Origin of the sequence: Allochromatium humboldtianum (genome assembly GCF_013385175.1) — a bacterium.
GTDB classification, from domain to species: Bacteria; Pseudomonadota; Gammaproteobacteria; order Chromatiales; family Chromatiaceae; genus Thermochromatium; species Thermochromatium humboldtianum.
Genome location: NZ_JABZEO010000009.1, coordinates 40,309 through 57,906, shown reverse-complemented (window position 1 = coordinate 57,906; position 17,598 = coordinate 40,309). Strand labels below are relative to the sequence as shown.

Below are 17,598 nucleotides of genomic sequence, written 5' to 3'. Positions count from 1 at the left end.
TCACCCCTGGCTCCGCTTCAGTCAAGTCGTGTCGTTCACACTTCCCTCTCAGACGCTCAGGTTGCACCATGTATCGCGAAACCCCGCATCCCATCCATCTCAAGGACTATCGTCCGCCCGAGTTCCTGATCGATCGGGTGGAGCTGCGCTTCGAACTCGATCCCGAGTGCACGCGCGTCGAAGCGCGGCTGGCGCTGCGGCGTAATCCGGCGGCGACCCGTGGCGATGGCCATCTGCGTCTGCATGGCGAGCACCTGAAACTGACGCAGGTAGCCATCGATGGGCACGTCCTGACGCCCGCCGAGTATCGGGTCGACGGCGAGGGGCTGACTCTGCATCGGGTGCCCGATCGTTTCACGCTGGAGACTTGGGTCGAGATCCACCCCGGCCTCAACACGGCGCTCGAAGGGCTCTATCAGTCCGGCGATCTGCTGTGCACCCAGTGCGAGGCCGAGGGTTTTCGGCGCATCACCTATTTCCTCGACCGCCCGGACGTGATGGCGCGCTACACCACCACGCTCATTGCCGACCGGACGCGCTTTCCTGTACTCCTGTCCAACGGCAACCCGGTCGCACGCGCTGAACTCCCCGACGGACGCCACAGCGTCACCTGGGAAGATCCCTTCCCGAAGCCGAGCTATCTGTTCGCCCTGGTCGCCGGTGACCTGAGTGTGATCGAGGACGGCTTCGTCACGGCCTCGGGACGGAACGTGAAGCTCCAGATCTTCGTCGAGCCGCACAATCTCGACAAGGGCGCTCACGCCATGCGCTCGCTCAAGAAGGCGATGCGCTGGGACGAGGAGCGTTTCGGGCGCGAGTACGACCTGGACATCTACATGATCGTCGCCGTCAGCCACTTCAACATGGGCGCGATGGAGAACAAGGGACTCAACGTCTTCAACGACAAGTTCGTGCTCGCCCGTCCCGACACGGCGACCGACGCCGATTTCGACGGCATCGAGAGCGTCATCGCGCACGAGTATTTCCACAACTGGACCGGCAACCGCATCACCTGCCGCGACTGGTTCCAGTTGAGTCTGAAGGAAGGCTTCACCGTCTATCGCGATCAGGAGTTCACGTCCGATGTCGGCTCGCGCGCCGTCAAGCGCATCCGCGATGTGCGGACGCTGCGCGCCCATCAGTTCCCCGAGGACGCCGGGCCGCTGGCTCATCCGGTGCGCCCCGATTCCTATATCGAGATCAACAACTTCTACACCACCACCGTCTATGACAAGGGCGCCGAGGTGGTACGGATGCAGGCCGCGTTGCTCGGTCCCGAGACCTTCCGACGTGCGACCGATCTCTATTTCGAGCGCCACGATGGCCAGGCCGTGACCACCGAGGACTTCGTGCGCTGCATGGAGGGCGCGAGCGGGCGTGATCTGACCCAGTTCCGGCGCTGGTACGAGCAGGCCGGCACGCCCGAGCTGCACATCCGGGGCGAGTACGACGCGACGGCCGGCGCCTACACCCTGAGCGTGTGCCAGCAGACGCCGGCGACGCCGGGTCAGCCGATCAAACAGCCCTTCCATATCCCCTTGGCTATCGGACTGCTCGGCGCCGATGGGCGCGACCTGCCGGTGTGGCTGGCGGGCGAGTCCGCCCCCCCGGCGCTCGGCACGCGCCTGCTGGAGCTGACTGAACCCGAGCATCGATTCACGTTCACCGGTCTGAGCGAACGCCCGGTGCCCTCGCTGCTGCGCGGCTTCTCGGCGCCGGTGCGGGTGCATGACGATCTGAGCGACGCCGACCGGATGTTCCTCATGGCCCACGACAGCGACGGCTTCAACCGCTGGGATGCGGCTCAAACGCTGCACGAGCGTCTGCTGCTGGCCCTGACGAACGATGTCGCGCATCCCATCCCCGAGGACTACATCGCCGCCTGCCGGCGTGCCCTGTGCGACATGAGCGCCGATCGGGCGCTGCTCGCCGAGGTGCTGAGCCTGCCGAGCGAGACCTATCTGAGTGATCGCATGACGGTGATCGATGTCGACGGACTCCATCGCGCCCATCGTCAGCTGACGCAACATATCGGCGAGCGGCTGCGTGACGATCTGCTCGCCGTCTATCACGCCAACGCCGAGACTGGCGACTATGTCTTCAGTCCCGAGGCGATCGGCCGGCGGGCGCTCAAGAATCTGGCGCTGGCCTATCTGATGCGTGCCGGGGACGAGGAGGGGCTGGCGCTCTGTCACGCCCAGCTCGAGGCCGCGCACAACATGACCGACGTCATGGCCGCCCTGCGACTGCTAGCCGAGCAGGGCGGGGCTGAAGCGGACGCCGCACTCGACGCCTTCCATCGGCGTTGGGCGGGCGAGTCGCTGGTGCTCGACAAGTGGTTCTCGGTCCAGGCCTCGGCCCCGCGCCCGGATGCCCTGGAACGGGTGATGGCGCTCCTGAAGCACCCGGACTACAGCGCGCGCAACCCCAACCGCGTGCGCGCCCTGGTCAGCACCTTCAGCAACGTCAATCAGGTGCGCTTCCATGCCGCCGACGGGGCCGGCTATCACTTCCTGGTCGATCGGGTGCTGGAACTCGACCCGGTCAATCCGTTGCTGGCCGCGCGGCTGCTCAAGCCGCTGGTGCGCTGGCGCCGGTTCGACTCGGAGCGTCAGACGCTGATGCGGGCCGAACTGGAGCGCGTGCTGGGGCGTTCTGAGCTGTCGTCCGACGTCTTCGAGGTCGTCTCCAAGGCGCTGGCATGATCGGTACCCGAAGCCCCATGCTCGGCCTGATCGATCGCTATCTGCTGCGTGAAGCCGCCAAGGTCTTCCTGTCCATCGTGCTGGTGCTGGTGCTGATCCTCGCCAGCCTGATGTTCCTGCGCACCCTGGAGGAGGTGAACCTCGGCGGTCTGGGCGTGGACGTGGTCTTTCGCTATCTGAGCCTCCAGATCCAGCGCGATGTCTCCACCCTGCTGCCCCCGGCCTTCTTCCTGGCGATCCTGGTGACACTGGCGCGCCTCTCGCGCGACAGCGAACTGATCGCCATGCAGGCCTGCGGCGTAGGGCCGCCGCGGCTCTATCGCACCTTCCTGATCCTGGCCGTGCCGGTGGCGCTCGTCACCGGCTGGATCGCGCTCGATCTCAAGCCGCACGCCGCCGCCGGCATCCAGGAGATCCGGCTCCAGCAGAAGGAACAGGCGGCCCAGATCGCCGGACTCCAGCCGGGACGTTTCTACGTCGAGCAGCGCGGCGAGGTCGTGGTCTACATCGGCGAGATCGACCAGCGCAAGGCGCTCGGCGACGTCTTCGTCCTCGATCGGCGAGGCGACAGAACGCGCCTGGTGGTGAGCGAGTCGGGCCGGCATCGCATCGAGGACGCGACCGGAGATCACCTCGTTACACTGAATAAGGGCCATCGTTTCGATGGCCGGGCTGGCTCCGGGGCCTATCTGATCAGCGACTTCGAGCAATACGAATTGAGACTCGCCGGCGAGGGGCCGACTCAACGCGCCTCTAACAAGCGTGCCACCATCCCGACACCGGATCTGATGCGTTCCGACGATCCGGCCGATCGCGTGGAGCTGGAACATCGGCTGTCCGCTCCGCTGTCCATCCTGACCCTGGTGCTGCTGGCCATTCCTCTGGTCGATCCCTCGCCGCGCCGACGCGCCACCGGGCGCGTGCTGCTGGCGTTGCTGGCCTATTTCAGCTTCTTCAACCTGCAACGCCTCGCCGAGAGCTGGATGGCCACCGGGGTCACGCCGCAATGGCTCGGCAGTCTCTGGTATCAGTTTGCGATCCTGGTGTTCGTGCATCTCCTGCTGCTGCCCGAGACCTTTTGGCTCAAACGGCTGAGTCGGCGTCTACGAGGTGTGCCGTCATGTCATTGATTCCATGATTGACGCCTGGTCGATGATCCATCGGATTGCGTAAAAAATCCGAGATACCCCGGTCGCTTCGGATATGGCAGCATGTCACCCGGAGCGCCAGACCCATCACACCAACCAAAGAGAAGAGGCGGACCCCATCGATGGACACTACGACTCAGTATGTCTTTGCGTTCGAGGACGGCGATGGAAAGGACAAGAAGCTGCTCGGCGGCAAGGGCGCCAACCTGTGCGAGATGACCCAGATCGGGCTGAACGTCCCGCCCGGATTCGTCATCTCCACGGCAGCCTGTCTGGAATATCTCGACGAACCCAGGCGCGCCCTGCCGCCCGGCCTGATCGAACAGGTCCATGAGCAGATGCGCGCCCTGGAGCAGAAGACCGGCAAGGGCTTCGGCGACCCGAACGATCCACTGCTGGTCTCGGTGCGCTCGGGATCGGCGATGTCGATGCCGGGCATGATGGACACCATCCTCAACCTGGGCCTCAACAGCGCGACCCTGCAGGGCGTCATCCGTGCCACCGATGATCCGCGCTTCGGTTATGACGCCTATCGGCGCTTCATCCAGCTCTTCGGCAAGGTCGCGCTCGGCGTGCCCGACGACGCCTTCGACAAGGAGTTCGCCGCCATCAAGGAGGCCGCCCACGCCAAGCAGGACGTCGATCTCTCGGCCACGGATCTGCGCGAGACCTGCGAGCGCTTCCTCAAGGTGGTCGAGGACGCCACGGGACACCCCTTCCCGACCGATCCCTATCAGCAGCTCGAGATCGCGATCAAGGCCGTCTTCAACTCCTGGTCCGGCAAGCGCGCGGTCGACTATCGCAAACAGTTCCACATCACCCCGGACATGGCCAACGGCACGGCGGTCAATGTCGTGACCATGGTGTTCGGCAACCGTGGCGACGATTCGGCCACCGGCGTGGCCTTCACCCGCAATCCGGCCACCGGCGAGAACAAGCTCTACGGCGAATATCTGGTCAACGCCCAGGGCGAGGACGTGGTCGCCGGCATCCGCACGCCCAAGCCGCTCGACCGGCTCAAGGTCGAGATGCCCGATCTGGCCGACCAGCTCGACGAACTGCGCGACAAGCTCGAAAGCCACTATCACGAGGTCCAGGACTTCGAGTTCACCATCGAGCAGGGTCAGCTCTACTGTCTCCAGACCCGCAACGGCAAGATGAACACGGTCGCCATGGTGCGCACCTCGGTCGAGATGGAACGCGAAGGACTCATCACCAAGGAACAGGCGCTGTTGCGCATCGCGCCCGAGTCGCTGGAACAGATGCTGTTCCCGCGTCTGGACCCCAACGTCAAGGCCGAGGCGGTCGCTCAGGGGCTGCCGGCCTCGCCGGGCGCGGCCTCCGGCATCGCGGTGTTCGATGCCGACCGCGCCGAGCATCTGGGCAAGGGCCAGGGGCTGAAGGTCATCCTGGTGCGCGAGGAGACCAAGCCCGAGGACATCCACGGCTTCTTCGCCTCCGAAGCCATCCTGACCTCGCGCGGCGGCAAGACCTCGCACGCGGCCGTGGTCGCGCGCGGCATGGGCAAACCCTGTGTGGCCGGTGCCGAGGGCATCAGCGTCGACGTCGACCGGCGCGAGGCGCGCGTCGGGCTGACCAGCTTCAAGGAAGGCGACGTCATCACCATCGACGGCACCTCGGGTCGGGTCTATCTGGGCGCGATCCCGACCGTGGAACCGGACTTCACGCCCGAGCTGCACACCCTGCTCGGCTGGGCCGACGAAATGTCCAAGCTCAAGGTGCTGGCCAATGCCGACACCCCGGACGACGCACGGCGCGCGCGCCGCTATGGCGCAGTCGGCATCGGTCTAGCGCGCACCGAGCGCATGTTCAACGACGTCGAGCGCTTGCCGATCGTCATCGAGATGATCGTCGCCGAGACGCCGGAAGCGCGCCAGGAGGCGCTCGACCGGCTGCTGCCCTTGCAGCGTCAGGACTTCCATGACCTGTTCGAGGTGATGTCGCCGCATCCTGTCACCATCCGCCTGCTCGATCCGCCGATCCACGAGTTCCTGCCCGACGAGCATGTGCTCGAACGCGAGTTGTCGGAACTGCGGGCACTGGCGCAGAGCGCGCGCGGCGTGACGGTGCTGGCCGGGGCGATGGGGCTGCTGCATGCCTCCGAGAGCCTGCGCCGCGAGGTCGAGACCGCGCGTCACATGGTCGATCCGGCCGTGGTCGAGGAGGCGATCGCCAAGAAGGAGGCGATGCTCAAGAAGGTGCGCGCCCTCTACGAGACCAATCCCATGCTCGGTCATCGCGGCGTGCGCCTCGGCATGACCTTCCCCGAGATCTACCGGATGCAGGTGCGCGCCATCCTGGAAGCGGCGGCCGAGTGCGCCAAGTCGGGCATCGAGGTCCATCCGCAGATCAAGGTGCCGCAGGTCTGTACCGTGCAGGAGCTGCGCAAGGTCAAGGAGTATGTCGACAGCATCCATGCCGAGGTCGCCGCGCGTTACGGCAAGCCGGTCAGATTCCAGTTCGGCACCATGATCGAGGTGGTCCGCGCCTGTATGCGCGCCGACTCGCTGGCCGAGGAGGCCGAGTTCTTCTCCTTCGGCACCAACGATCTGACCCAGGCGACCTTCTCCTTCTCGCGTGAGGATGCCGAGAACAAGTTCCTGCCGCTCTACAATCAATCGGGTCTGTTGCAGGACAATCCCTTCGACGTGCTCGATGTGAAGGGCGTGGGCAAGCTGATGCAGTTGGCGGTGGACTGGGGACGGGCGGTCAAGCCCGATCTGCATGTCGGCATCTGCGGCGAGCACGGCGGGCATCCGGCCTCGATCGCCTTCTGTCATCAGGCCGGGTTGGACTATGTGAGCTGCTCGGGTCCGCGCGTGCCGATCGCGCGTCTGGCGGCGGCGCACGCGGCCTTGAAGTCAGGTTGAGGGCAAAACCGGCCGGCCTCGTGCCGTCGTCTGACGATCGCGCGAGGCTCGGCTGATGATTTGGGCGCTTCACCATGAAAAGCGGCGATGTGATCAAGCGCCTGGAGTCCGACGGCTGGGTGCTGGTGCGCGTGAAAGGCTCGCATCATCAGTTCCGGCGGCCTGGACAGCCGGGATTGGTCACGGTGCCGCATCCGAAAACCGATATTCCGCTGCCGACCCTGCGCAGCATCTACCGTCAGGCCGGCTGGCCCTGGAAGTGAGTTATGCGATTGGCATTGGCCCTGCATACTGATGATGGCGTGACCTATGGGGTCACGGTGCCCGATCTTCCGGGGTGCTTCTCGGCGGGTGAGAGTCTGGATCAGGCGATAGAGAATGCCTACGAGGCGATCGATGCCCATGTCGAACTGCTGATGGATGATGGGGACGCCGTGCCCTGTCCGCGTCCGCTCGCCGAGCATCAGTCCAATCCGGATTTCGCCGGGGCGGTGTGGGTGGTGATCGATGCACCGATCGAGCGCTATTTCGGACCGACCGAGAAGATCCATATCCGGGTGCCGCGACGGTTGCTCCAGCGCATCGATGCGTACGCCAGGGCGCGTCATCTGAGCCGTTCGGCCTTTCTGACCCAGGTCGCCAGCGAGGCGATGGGGCGCGAAGGGCCATGCCGGAACCAATGAGGCAAGACGCATGGATCTCGATGCCCTGAATGCAGCCTTCGCACTCCCCAACGTCCTGCGCTTCGTCGAGGGGCAGGGCGGTCTGACGCTGATTGAGATCGACAACGGTCCGGCGCAGGCGACCCTGACCACGCATGGCGCTCAGGTGTTGTCCTATCGCCCGACCGAGGCGCGCGACGACCTGCTGTTCGTCAGCGAGTGCGCCTATTTCGCATCGGATCAGGAGATCAAGGGTGGCGTGCCCATCTGCTGGCCGTGGTTCGGGCGTGATCCGGCTGAACCGGAGCGGATCATCCACGGCTTTGCGCGCCTGAGGGACTGGTCGGTGCTGGCATGTGAGATGCGGCCTGATGGTGCGATCTGGGTGCGGTTCGGTCTGGGTGATGATGAGTCGACGCACGCGCTCTGGCCGCATTACTTCAATCTCTGGGTCGAGGTGACGGTCGGTTCGACCCTGTCGGTGTCGCTCACGACCCGCAATGCCGGTGACGAACCCTTCACGATTACTCAAGGGCTGCACGCCTATTTCAAGATCGGCGATCCGGCTCAGACTCATGTCCTCGGACTCGATGGCTGCCGCTATCTCGACAAGGCGGCGGATGCGCCGCCGGATGCGGCCGGCGTCCAGTCCGGTTCGCTGGGACTCGAGGCCGAGGTCAACCGCATCTATGAGTCTGTGCCGCAGTGCCTCACAATCGAGGACAAGGCGCTCAGCCGACGTATCCGCATCGAGAGCCACAACAGTCACACCTGCGTGGTCTGGAACCCCTGGATCGCCGGCTCGCGGTCGATGCCGGACCTCGACGACGAGGACTACCGGCGTTTTGTCTGTGTCGAGACCGTCAACGCCGCTTCCGAAGTGATCCGAGTCGCGCCCCGGCAGGAGGTGCGGATCGGCGCCGAGTATCGCCTCGAATCCCTGTAACCGTTTGCACTGTGAAGCCAGCCATGTCCGATGCACCGTCCGACTCCCTGACCGAATCCCACTGGCAAGACTGGCTCGACTGGGCCGTTGAACAGGGTCTGACCCCGCCGGACGACCCCGAATTCGAGCCGGCACGGCGGCGGGTGTGGGAGGCGAGCGAGTATGTTGCGATCTCGGCCGCGCGCCATCCGGCCGATCTGGCCGAGCTGATCGCGAGCGGCGATCTTGCTCGAACCTATGGGGTCGGTGATCTGGCCGCGCGGCTCGATGCGCGACTGGAAGGCGCCGAGGACGAGACCACACTCCACAAGGCGCTGCGCCTGTTCCGCCGCCGCGAGATGATGCGGATCATCTGGCGCGACATCGCCGGTCTGGCCCCGCTGGAAGAAACGCTGGAAGACCTGTCCGAACTGGCCGATGTCTGTATCCGGGGCGCGCTCGACCGGCTCTATCCCTGGACCTGTGCCGAGCTGGGCACGCCGCGCGATGTGTCCGGCCGTCCGCTGCACCTGCTGGTGCTGGCCATGGGCAAGCTCGGGGCGCGTGAACTCAATCTCAGCTCCGACATCGACCTGATCCTGGCTTTTGCCCAGCCGGGCGCCATTGAGGGCGGACGGCGTCCGCTCAGTCACGAGCAGTTCTTCGTCCGTCTCGGGCAGCGTCTGGTGCAGGCGCTGGCCAACAAGACCGTCGACGGCTTCGTGTTCCGGGTCGATACCCGACTGCGACCCTTCGGCGAGGTCGGGCCGCTGGCCATGAGCTTCCAGGCGATGGAGGACTACTACCAGTCCCAGGCGCGCGAGTGGGAACGCTACGCCATGATCAAGGCGCGTCCGGTCGCCGGCGATCCGGACGACATCGAACAACTGATGTCCATGCTGCGCCCCTTCGTCTACCGGCGTTATCTCGATTTCGGCGCCTTCGAGTCGCTGCGCGAACTCAAACGCCTGATCGCCAAGGAACTCTACCGGCGCGGCATGGACGCCAACATCAAGCTCGGCCCCGGCGGCATCCGCGAGATCGAGTTCATCGGTCAGGCGTTCCAGCTGGTGCGCGGCGGGCGCGATCCCGAACTCCAGGTGCGCCCGATCCGTACCGTACTGGCGCTGTTGGCCCAGCGTGAGCTGATGCCGGCCGAGGCCGTCGCCCAGCTCGACGCGGCCTATGTGTTTCTGCGTCTGGTCGAGAACCGGCTCCAGGCCCATCGCGATCAGCAGACCCATCGCCTGCCGGACGACGGCCCCGGACAGCTCCGGCTCGCCCGCTCGATGGGCTATACGGATTGGGCCTCCTTTGCGGTAGATCTGAACGCCCATCGTCATCTGGTCCAGGAACAGTTCGACGCCGTCTTCGCCTTGCCGGCGACCGAGACTGAGGTCGAAGACGCCCCGCTGAGCGCCGTCTGGCACGGCGACCGCGACCCCGCCCATGAACTGGAACTGCTCGAACGTGCCGGTTTCGCCGATCCCGAGGGTGTGCGCACCCGCGTCCAGCAGTTTCGCGAATCCTGTGTGCGCAAGGGGCTGAGCACGCGCGGACACGAGCGTCTCGGTCTGATCATGCCGCATGTCCTCTGCGTCGCCGCCGGCTGCGCCCATCCCGATCCGGCGCTGGAGCGCGTGTTGCGTGTGATGGAAGCCATCGTGCGCCGCAGCGCCTATCTGGCGATGCTCGCCGAACATCCGCTGATCCTCACCCATCTGATCCAGCTCTCCAGTCTCAGCCCCTGGTTCGCCGATCAGATCGGACGCCATCCGCTGCTGCTCGACGAACTGCTCGACCCGCGCCGGCTCTATGCGCCCCTGCGCCGCGAGAGTCTGGAGGCCGAACTCGACGCGCTGCTCGCCCATGTCGATGCCGAAGATCTGGAGCAGCAGATGGAGCGGTTGCACCAGTTCGCCCAGGGCAATCAGCTGCGGGTGGCCGCCGCCGACCTGACCGCGACCATTTCACTGATGGTCGTCAGCGACTATCTGACCGAGATCGCCGAGGTCGCGGTCCGGCGCGTGCTCGATCTGTCGCACGCCCATCTGGTCGCCCGTCATGGCCGGCCGACCGCCATCAAGGGCGAGGACAGCGGCTTCCTGATCCTCGGCTATGGCAAGCTCGGCGGCATCGAACTGGGCTATGGCTCGGATCTGGATCTGGTGTTCCTGCACGGCAGCGACTCGGTCAATGCCATGACCGACGGTCCCAAGGAGATCAGCAACGAGCAGTTTTATGCCCGGCTCGGCCAGCGCATCATTCATATGGTGACCACACGCACCCCCTCCGGTCAGCTCTATGAGGTCGACATGCGACTGCGTCCGGACGGCGCCAAGGGAATGCTGGTGCGCTCACTGAAGTCCTTCGAGCATTATCAGAACGAAAGCGCCTGGACCTGGGAGCATCAGGCGCTGGTGCGCGCCCGTCCGGTCGCCGGTGATCCGGGGCTGGCGGCGCGTTTCGGCGCGATCCGCCGCGCCATCCTGTGTCGCGCGCGCGATCCCGATCAGCTCAGGCGCGATGTGCGCGAGATGCGCGCCAGGATGCGCGAGAACCTCGACAAGAGCGGCGAGGGGCGTTTCGATCTCAAGCAGGGCGCAGGCGGTATTGCCGATATCGAGTTTATGGTTCAATACACTGTCCTGCGCTGGGCGGCCGACCACCCGGCACTGACCGACTGGACCGACAACGTGCGGCTGCTCGACACCCTGGCTCGGCTCGATCTGCTTCCGGGGCACTGCGCCCAGGATCTCACCGAAGCCTACAAGTCGCTGCGCGCGGCCTATCATCGCAGTGCCCTGCGCGAGCAGCCCAAGACCGTGGCCGACGACGAGCTACGGCCCGAACGCGAGCGCGTGCGAGCCTTGTGGCAGGAATTGATGGACGACTGACGCCGAGCGCGCCGGTCGGTCCCGGACCCTTCTCAAGATCGAACTCGGGACGCAGCGTCCCGAGCCTACCGGAGTTAAGACACATGGCGACGATGGCGGACCGTGACGGCCTGATCTGGCTGGACGGCGAAATGGTGCCTTGGCGCGAGGCCAAGACCCACGTACTGACCCACACCCTGCACTATGGCATGGGGGTCTTCGAGGGCGTCCGGGCCTATCCGACAGCCAGGGGCACGGCCATCTTCCGTCTGGAGGAACACACCCGCCGGCTGTTCAACTCGGCCCACATCCTGGGCATGCCCATGCCCTGGGATCAGGAGACGATCAATCAGGCTCAGCGCGATGTGGTGCGCGAGAACGGCCTGGAATCGGCCTACATCCGTCCCATGTGTTTCTACGGTTCGGAAGGCATGGGTCTGCGCGCCGACAACCTCAAGGTCCATTGCATGGTCGCCGCCTGGTCCTGGGGGGCCTATCTGGGCGAAGAGAACATGCGCAACGGCATCCGCATCAAGGTGTCGTCATTCACCCGTCATCACGTCAACACCACCATGTGCCGGGCCAAGGCCAACGGCAACTACATGAACTCGATGATGGCGCTCCAGGAAGCCCTGCGCGACGGCTACGACGAGGCGCTGCTGCTCGATGCGGCGGGCTTCGTGATGGAGGGCAGCGGCGAGAACATCTTCATCGTGCGCGACGGCGTGCTCTATACGCCGGATCTGACCTCGGCGCTCGACGGCATCACCCGCCGCACCGTGATGACGCTGTGCGAGGAACTGGGGCTGAAGGTGGTCGAGAAGCGCATCACCCGCGACGAGGTCTATATCGCCGACGAAGCCTTCTTCACCGGCACGGCGGCTGAAGTGACGCCGATCCGCGAGATCGACGGGCGCGCCATCGGTTCCGGTACGCGCGGTCCCATCACCGAGCGCTTGCAGACGCTCTATTTCGATCAGGTCCACGGTCGGCGCGAGCAGCACCCCGAGTGGCTGGCGCTGGTCTGAGACCGCTGTCGGTCAAGCCCTGATGCGTAGGATGGGCAGCGCATCGGCGATGCCCATCGAACGCCTGGAGATCGGAGCGAGACCGTCTCTGCATTCGAGTCACAACGAGAGGAGTCGCAACGATGTCGAGCACAGCCACGGCGATGCTCCAGGAGTCGCCGCCGATCGAAGTCAGCCGCCGGGATCTCCCCCTGTGCTGTCCCCGTCCGGACGCTCCGGTCTGGAACATGCACCCTCGGGTCTATCTGCCGATCGAGGACGACCCGCATCACGAGGCCGTCTGTCCTTATTGCGGGGCCGGATACCGGCTCGTCGACTAAAAAATCCGGACACCTCGGGACGGCAGCGGATTTCCGCACCGAGGTGCCCGGATCTGTTGCTTCAGACTCGGCTGACGAAGCGGCGCCTTCGTCGCCGGGAACACGCTTCCTCGCTTACAGCAACACGCTGACCAGACGGAAGGCCGAACGCTCGACGGCCTTGTTGACGACCGCTCCGACGAGCGCCTTCCCGAACAGCGCACCCGCCTTCGAGATCACAGCCTCACTCGCCGACGACAGATCGGCGCAGCCCGTCTCTTTGAGCATCTCCAGCAGTCGATGATGATCCAGGCGTGCCGGATCGTAATGGATGACCAGGCTACCGGCGGCGCGGTTGAAGCGGATCTGCTCGACGCCGTCGAGTGCACGCAGTTGAGCCTGTGCGGAATCGACTGTTCCGGGCCGGCACCGGAATGCCGCTGAACGGACACGCAAACGACCGGGGACATGATGGATCGAGTGATGCATGGAGACCTCGCTCGGTGATGCCTGGAAATGACAATTAAATGCGATGCATTCTCATTTTATGGCTAAAAAACGAGAATGCAAGCCCTGATTTCAGCGATCGCTCAACGCGCTTGGGTACGCTGCGTCGTCAGCTCATTCGTCCAGCAACGCCAGACATCGGCAAAGATCCAGCGCGCCAGCGTCAGTTTGAGCTGACAGAGCCGACAGACAGGTTTGGTCGCCGGTGTCGTCGCGACCTTGCGCGCGGCGGAGAGGCGCATCGGCAACGGCAGGCGCCAGGAGGTCGGCCGCACCAGCCGGGAACGCCAGTTCGCCGTTGTCTCGACGAGAGATTGCGCCCGCGTGGGGGAGGGGAGTCGTTTGGCGAGTGCTGTGCGTATCTTCAGCGCCTCGGGCGCCGCGCGGCTTGACTCGATCCGCGCCGGTCGGCGTGCGGCCGCGCGATGGAGCACCGGATACAGCACCTGATCCAATTCCGCCTGAGTCAGCGGCCCGGCTCGCCGGTGCCACACCACCAGACTGGAACAGGCCGGATTCCAGCGCACACCACGCACCCCTTCGATCTGAGTCAGTGCGCGCGTCAGACGCTCACTCAGCTGCGGATCGTCCCGTAGCGCCGGAACATGCAACCGAATCCGTCCGGGGATCTGGTGGCGGATCTCCAGTTGCTTGGACTGTAACTCCATCGTCTTCACAGGACTCGGCATGACCAGGACACTCTCAAGGCGTTGAGGGCGAAAACCATGGAAGTTTTATAGTGGATTCGAAGCTGGATGTAAATAACATTTAATCTTATTTACATTTTGCGAGCAGTCTGTTTAAGCTATGTCCCCTGTTGGATCGTGGTTGGCCGCGTTGGGCGCCATCACGTTCGGGAACCGTCAACGACCCACAGAGGAACCGATGAGCGAACACCCTAAAGAAGCGAAGAATGCGCCGGATTCCGGTCCCGGCTCGGATCATTGGAGTCAGGGCCAGGGCCAGGGCCAGGGCCGCAGCGCCGAGTCGGGCGCGCCCCAGAAAGAAGCAAGCGCCCCCTATCATCAGGCTCCTGCCGGCAGTCCCGGACCAGGACCGGGCTACCAGGCCGCGCCGCCCTATCCGTACCCCTATCCCTATCCGCCGCACGGCTATTATCCGCCGCCGCCACAGGCCGCGCCCTATTGGTCCGGCGCCATGCCGCCTCCCGGACACGGATACGGCTATGCCGAGCCGTCGCCGGGTCCGAGCGGAAATGCCGGACAGCCCGGCATGGGGCACGCGGGCGCGGGGCATGGTCATGGGGCCAGTGTGAGCGACCTGGTCAACGAGGTCGCCGGCGGCGGCAGCGGCCTGTCGAGTCTGACCCGGATGCTCGATCTCGACGACATCGATTTCTGGAAGGGCGCTCTGGTCGGCGCGGCGGCCGTGCTGCTCCTGACCAATGGCTCGGTTCAGTCGGCCCTGTTCGGCGCCGTAGCCAAGGCCGACAAGACGGATGCGGCCTCATGAGCACCCATGAGTACAGCTACGACAGATTCGATCCGCTGTATCCGGCCCCGCCGAACCTCGCCGGGCCGGACTGCGCGAACCTGATGCGTCTGGCGACCCTGGGCGCGGTCGTCGGCGCCAGTCTCGCGGCCTCGCGTCAACTGCGTCAGGTTCAGGAAGGCGGGCAGACACCGCAGCGCGCCGTGCTGGAGACCGGCAAGAGTGCGGTGACGGCCGGCTTGGCGACTGCCGCCGGCGGCGCCATCGCCGCCAGCCTCAGCGATCAGGGATTGTCGCGGCTCGGTCTGCTGTTTCTGGCCGGCTCGGCGGTGTTCTATGGGCTGTCCAACTGGACCGAAGGTCGGGAGAACACGCATGGCTGATACACGTCAGCGCCATCAGCATGGCGTGCGCAAGAATCTCGTCGAGGGCATCGGCGGCGCCCTGACCGGCGCGGCGCTGGTTCTGTTTCTGCGCGGTCTGTTCCAGCGCCGTGCGACGCTCGCTTCCGCCAGTGCATCGGTTCCGTCTACCACTGATCGCAAGACTTCCGGAGAATCCGCATGAGTCAAGACAATCGTTCCTACGCTCCAGGTCAAGGCCCCTGGATGTCGCAACAGATGCCGGGACAGACCCCGCCGCCGGCCGGCCAGGGTCCGGCGGCCGCTCCGCATTGGGGGCAGCCGGACGCTTACGGCTATCAGGCCCAGATGCCCGTCTACCAGGGACTGCCGCAACGCACCCAGTCGTCTTCGATCCTGCCGCGCGACCGTTTCCTCAAGGGATTGCTGATCGGCGCCGCCGCGACCTATCTGCTGACCAACGAGCAGGTCCAGCGCACCGCCATCAAGGGCGTGGTCCAGGCGTGGTCGCTGTTGCAGGGCGGTCTGGAGGAGGTCAAGGAGCGCTTCGGCGATGCTCAGGCCGAACTCCATCACGCCAGTCAACGTCCGGATTCCGACTGATCCGGCGTTCGTCGTTCATATCCAGGAAGTTGAACCGTGTCCCAGGCCGCCGCCGTGCTCTCGTATCGGATCGTTCATGAACTGCCCGGACGTCTGCGTCTGCGTCTGCCGCGACTCGGTGCGCCCGGTCAGGGGCCGGGCGATCTCGAAGCCTGGATGGAGGCGCTGCCCGGCGTGCTCGGTGTCCAGGCCGTCCGCGCGAGCCGCTCGCTGATCGTCGAGTTCGATCCACTGACGACGCACCGCGAGGCGGTGTTGCAGCGGCTCGGCGACTATCGCGAGCCGGAGCCTGACGAGACCTTTGACACGGGCGAGGAGTCTGAGAGCGAGCTGGCGCCGCTGGCCGTTTCGGTGCTGACACTGGCCCTGCTGCCGCTCCTGCCGCCGCCCCTGAAGCTGGGCCTGACGGCGCTCAAGGTCGGTCCGACGCTGGCGCGCGGTCTGGACACGCTGGTCAACGCGGGCGTCAAGGTCGAGGTGCTGGACGCGCTGGCGATCGGACTGTCCGCCGCGCGCGGCGAGGTCTATGCCGCCACCGTCACCGGGCTGCTGCTCGAACTCGGCGCCTATCTGGAGCGACGCACGGTGCGTCAGTCCGATCGACTGTTGCAGCGGCTGTTGCGTCCGGATCCGGCGCCGGCCTGGGTCGAGCGCGACGGTCGCTTGATCCGGATACCCAGTAGCGAAGTGTGCGTCGGCGATCTGGTGGCGGTCGGCGCCGGCGAGCAGATCCCGATCGACGGGCGCGTGATCGAGGGACTGGCCCTGGTCGATCAGTCCGCCATCACCGGCGAGCATACGCCGGTGCGCAAGGAACCGTTCCGCCGCGCACTCGGCGGGTCGGTGGTGATCGAGGGACGCTTGCGGATCGAGGCCACCGAGGTCGGCGCAGACACCACGGCCGCGCGGGTGTCGCGCTTCATCCGCGAGGCGCTCGCCAAGCGTTCGGTCAGCCAGCGCGAGGCCGAGCGGCTCGCCGATCAGCGTGTGAACCTGACCCTGGGTACGGCCGCGGCCGTCTATGCGCTGACGCGCGATCCGCGCCGGGTGCAGTCGGTGTTCCTGGTCGACTATGCCTGCGCGCTCAAGCTCGGCACCCCGATCGGCATCAAGTCCGGCATGGCGCGCGCGGCCGAGTATGGGGTGCTGATGCGCGGTGGCGACGCCATCGAGCGGCTGGCCGAAGTCGACACGATCGTGTTCGACAAGACCGGCACCCTGACCCACAGCGAGCTGATGGTCACGGACGTCGAAGTGCTCAAGCCCAAGGCCGGATGCAGCGAGCGCGATCTGCTGGCGCTGGTGGCCTCGATCGAGGAACACGCCAGTCATCCCATCGCCAATGCCGTGGTCCAGGCGGCGCGCGATCGCGATCTGCCGCACGTCAGTCATGGCGAGATCGAGTATCTGGTCGCGCATGGCGTCTCCGCGCAGTTGGCGAGCGGACGGCTGGTCATCGGCAGTCGTCACTATCTCCAGTCACACGAAGGCTTCGATTTCTCGCCCTTCGATGAGCGGATCGAGCGGCTTCAGTCCGAAGGCAAGACGCTGCTCTATGTCGCCAATGAACGCGGTCCGGTGGGCTTGATCGCCTTGCGCGACACCCTGCGCGCCGAGACGCCGGCGACGCTGGCGCGTCTGCGTCGGTTGGGGATCGAGCGGCTGGTGATGATCTCGGGTGATCGGCGCGCCATGGCCGAGGCGCTGGGAAGTGAACTCGGGTTCGATGCCATCCATGCCGAGGTCGTGCCCGAGGACAAGGCGGCGCTGGTGCAGCAGCTACAGGCCGAAGGGGCGAGGGTGGCCTTCGTCGGCGACGGGGTCAACGATGGACCGGCGCTGACCGTGGCCGATGTCGGCATCGCCATGCCGCGCGGTGCGGATATCGCGCGTGCGACGGCCGATATCCTGCTGATGGACGATCGGCTGGATGCCGTGGCCGATGCGCGCGAGATCGCCGCCAAGACCATGGGGCTGATCCGGACCAATTTCCGCGCGGCGGTCGGGCTGAATACCGCGATCCTCGCCGGCGCGGTGAGCGGTCGTCTGCCGCCCCTGGGCAGCGCCGTGCTGCACAACGGCACGACGCTGGGCGTGCTGCTCAATGCGCTCAAGGGCGTGCAACTGGAACGCTGATCAC

At 65.6% G+C, this 17,598-nt stretch carries 16 protein-coding genes; 14 read left to right on the top strand and 2 right to left on the bottom strand.

Annotated features, from left to right (window positions below):
• Positions 1-68 precede the first annotated feature (68 nt).
• The 9 genes from pepN (at position 69) to HW932_RS13715 (ending at position 12,555) form a co-directional block, all read left to right on the top strand.
• The gene (gene pepN, locus HW932_RS13755) at positions 69-2,705 is read left to right on the top strand and encodes an aminopeptidase N (RefSeq protein ID WP_176977067.1); all 2,637 of its coding nucleotides are present in this window, start codon (positions 69-71) and stop codon (positions 2,703-2,705) included.
• The gene (gene lptF, locus HW932_RS13750) at positions 2,702-3,835 is read left to right on the top strand and encodes an LPS export ABC transporter permease LptF (protein ID WP_246296837.1); all 1,134 of its coding nucleotides are present in this window, start codon (positions 2,702-2,704) and stop codon (positions 3,833-3,835) included. Before pepN ends, lptF begins: the two co-directional genes overlap by 4 nt.
• Positions 3,836-3,975: 140 nt before the next feature.
• Positions 3,976-6,744 (top strand): pyruvate, phosphate dikinase, encoded by a 2,769-nt coding sequence (gene ppdK, locus HW932_RS13745; RefSeq protein ID WP_176977066.1) that lies wholly within the window; start codon positions 3,976-3,978, stop codon positions 6,742-6,744.
• Between the two features lie 74 nt (positions 6,745-6,818).
• On the top strand, positions 6,819-7,007 hold the full coding sequence (locus HW932_RS13740; protein WP_176977065.1) for a type II toxin-antitoxin system HicA family toxin: 189 nt from the start codon (positions 6,819-6,821) through the stop codon (positions 7,005-7,007).
• 3 nt (positions 7,008-7,010) lie between these two features.
• Positions 7,011-7,427 (top strand): type II toxin-antitoxin system HicB family antitoxin, encoded by a 417-nt coding sequence (locus tag HW932_RS13735; protein WP_176977064.1) that lies wholly within the window; start codon positions 7,011-7,013, stop codon positions 7,425-7,427.
• A gap of 10 nt (positions 7,428-7,437) precedes the next feature.
• Entirely contained in the window at positions 7,438-8,352 is a 915-nt protein-coding gene (locus tag HW932_RS13730; protein ID WP_176977063.1) for a D-hexose-6-phosphate mutarotase, read from the top strand.
• Positions 8,353-8,375: 23 nt separating this feature from the next.
• Positions 8,376-11,228 carry a bifunctional [glutamate--ammonia ligase]-adenylyl-L-tyrosine phosphorylase/[glutamate--ammonia-ligase] adenylyltransferase gene (glnE, locus tag HW932_RS13725; protein ID WP_176977062.1) on the top strand — a complete coding sequence of 951 codons (2,853 nt, stop codon included), beginning with the start codon at positions 8,376-8,378 and terminating at the stop codon, positions 11,226-11,228.
• An 83-nt stretch (positions 11,229-11,311) separates the two neighbouring features.
• A complete protein-coding gene (locus HW932_RS13720) occupies positions 11,312-12,235 on the top strand; it encodes a branched-chain amino acid transaminase (protein WP_176977061.1) in 924 nt (307 codons plus the stop codon).
• A gap of 122 nt (positions 12,236-12,357) precedes the next feature.
• A complete protein-coding gene (locus tag HW932_RS13715; RefSeq protein ID WP_176977060.1) occupies positions 12,358-12,555 on the top strand; it encodes a zinc-finger domain-containing protein in 198 nt (65 codons plus the stop codon).
• Between the two features lie 114 nt (positions 12,556-12,669).
• Here HW932_RS13715 and HW932_RS13710 read toward each other — a convergent pair whose 3' ends face one another.
• Together HW932_RS13710 and HW932_RS13705 are read right to left on the bottom strand one after the other, a co-directional pair.
• Positions 12,670-13,023 carry an HMA2 domain-containing protein gene (locus HW932_RS13710; RefSeq protein ID WP_176977059.1) on the bottom strand — a complete coding sequence of 118 codons (354 nt, stop codon included), beginning with the start codon at positions 13,021-13,023 and terminating at the stop codon, positions 12,670-12,672.
• Positions 13,024-13,124: 101 nt separating this feature from the next.
• Positions 13,125-13,730: an HMA2 domain-containing protein gene (locus tag HW932_RS13705; RefSeq protein ID WP_176977058.1), complete on the bottom strand. Its 606-nt coding sequence runs from the start codon at positions 13,728-13,730 to the stop codon at positions 13,125-13,127.
• Between the two features lie 196 nt (positions 13,731-13,926).
• On the opposite strand from HW932_RS13705, the gene HW932_RS13700 reads away from it, so the two are divergent.
• The 5 genes from HW932_RS13700 to HW932_RS13680 are packed head-to-tail and all read left to right on the top strand — an operon-like array spanning position 13,927 to position 17,594.
• Entirely contained in the window at positions 13,927-14,514 is a 588-nt protein-coding gene (locus HW932_RS13700) for a hypothetical protein (protein WP_176977057.1), read from the top strand.
• Complete coding sequence (locus tag HW932_RS13695) at positions 14,511-14,876, top strand: magnetosome protein MamC family protein (protein ID WP_176977056.1); 366 nt, start codon at positions 14,511-14,513, stop codon at positions 14,874-14,876. Before HW932_RS13700 ends, HW932_RS13695 begins: the two co-directional genes overlap by 4 nt.
• Positions 14,869-15,060 carry a carbon monoxide dehydrogenase gene (locus HW932_RS13690; protein WP_176977055.1) on the top strand — a complete coding sequence of 64 codons (192 nt, stop codon included), beginning with the start codon at positions 14,869-14,871 and terminating at the stop codon, positions 15,058-15,060. Before HW932_RS13695 ends, HW932_RS13690 begins: the two co-directional genes overlap by 8 nt.
• Positions 15,057-15,458 carry a hypothetical protein gene (locus tag HW932_RS21870; protein WP_246296835.1) on the top strand — a complete coding sequence of 134 codons (402 nt, stop codon included), beginning with the start codon at positions 15,057-15,059 and terminating at the stop codon, positions 15,456-15,458. Before HW932_RS13690 ends, HW932_RS21870 begins: the two co-directional genes overlap by 4 nt.
• Before the next feature lie 36 nt (positions 15,459-15,494).
• Positions 15,495-17,594 (top strand): heavy metal translocating P-type ATPase, encoded by a 2,100-nt coding sequence (locus tag HW932_RS13680; RefSeq protein ID WP_343047363.1) that lies wholly within the window; start codon positions 15,495-15,497, stop codon positions 17,592-17,594.
• Positions 17,595-17,598 lie beyond the last annotated feature (4 nt).

Excerpts from the sequence above, each read along its gene's own strand:
- ppdK (WP_176977066.1), top strand. The coding sequence starts at position 3,976 with ATGGACACTACGACTCAGTATGTCTTTGCGTTCGAGGACGGCGATGGA.
- HW932_RS13740 (WP_176977065.1), top strand. The coding sequence starts at position 6,819 with ATGAAAAGCGGCGATGTGATCAAGCGCCTGGAGTCCGACGGCTGGGTG.
- HW932_RS13710 (WP_176977059.1), bottom strand. The coding sequence starts at position 13,023 with ATGCATCACTCGATCCATCATGTCCCCGGTCGTTTGCGTGTCCGTTCA.
- HW932_RS13730 (WP_176977063.1), top strand. The coding sequence starts at position 7,438 with ATGGATCTCGATGCCCTGAATGCAGCCTTCGCACTCCCCAACGTCCTG.
- HW932_RS13695 (WP_176977056.1), top strand. The coding sequence starts at position 14,511 with ATGAGCACCCATGAGTACAGCTACGACAGATTCGATCCGCTGTATCCG.
- glnE (WP_176977062.1), top strand. The coding sequence starts at position 8,376 with ATGTCCGATGCACCGTCCGACTCCCTGACCGAATCCCACTGGCAAGAC.
- pepN (WP_176977067.1), top strand. The coding sequence starts at position 69 with ATGTATCGCGAAACCCCGCATCCCATCCATCTCAAGGACTATCGTCCG.
- HW932_RS13735 (WP_176977064.1), top strand. The coding sequence starts at position 7,011 with ATGCGATTGGCATTGGCCCTGCATACTGATGATGGCGTGACCTATGGG.
- lptF (WP_246296837.1), top strand. The coding sequence starts at position 2,702 with ATGATCGGTACCCGAAGCCCCATGCTCGGCCTGATCGATCGCTATCTG.
- HW932_RS13715 (WP_176977060.1), top strand. The coding sequence starts at position 12,358 with ATGTCGAGCACAGCCACGGCGATGCTCCAGGAGTCGCCGCCGATCGAA.
- HW932_RS13705 (WP_176977058.1), bottom strand. The coding sequence starts at position 13,730 with ATGCCGAGTCCTGTGAAGACGATGGAGTTACAGTCCAAGCAACTGGAG.
- HW932_RS13690 (WP_176977055.1), top strand. The coding sequence starts at position 14,869 with ATGGCTGATACACGTCAGCGCCATCAGCATGGCGTGCGCAAGAATCTC.
- HW932_RS13720 (WP_176977061.1), top strand. The coding sequence starts at position 11,312 with ATGGCGACGATGGCGGACCGTGACGGCCTGATCTGGCTGGACGGCGAA.
- HW932_RS13700 (WP_176977057.1), top strand. The coding sequence starts at position 13,927 with ATGAGCGAACACCCTAAAGAAGCGAAGAATGCGCCGGATTCCGGTCCC.
- HW932_RS21870 (WP_246296835.1), top strand. The coding sequence starts at position 15,057 with ATGAGTCAAGACAATCGTTCCTACGCTCCAGGTCAAGGCCCCTGGATG.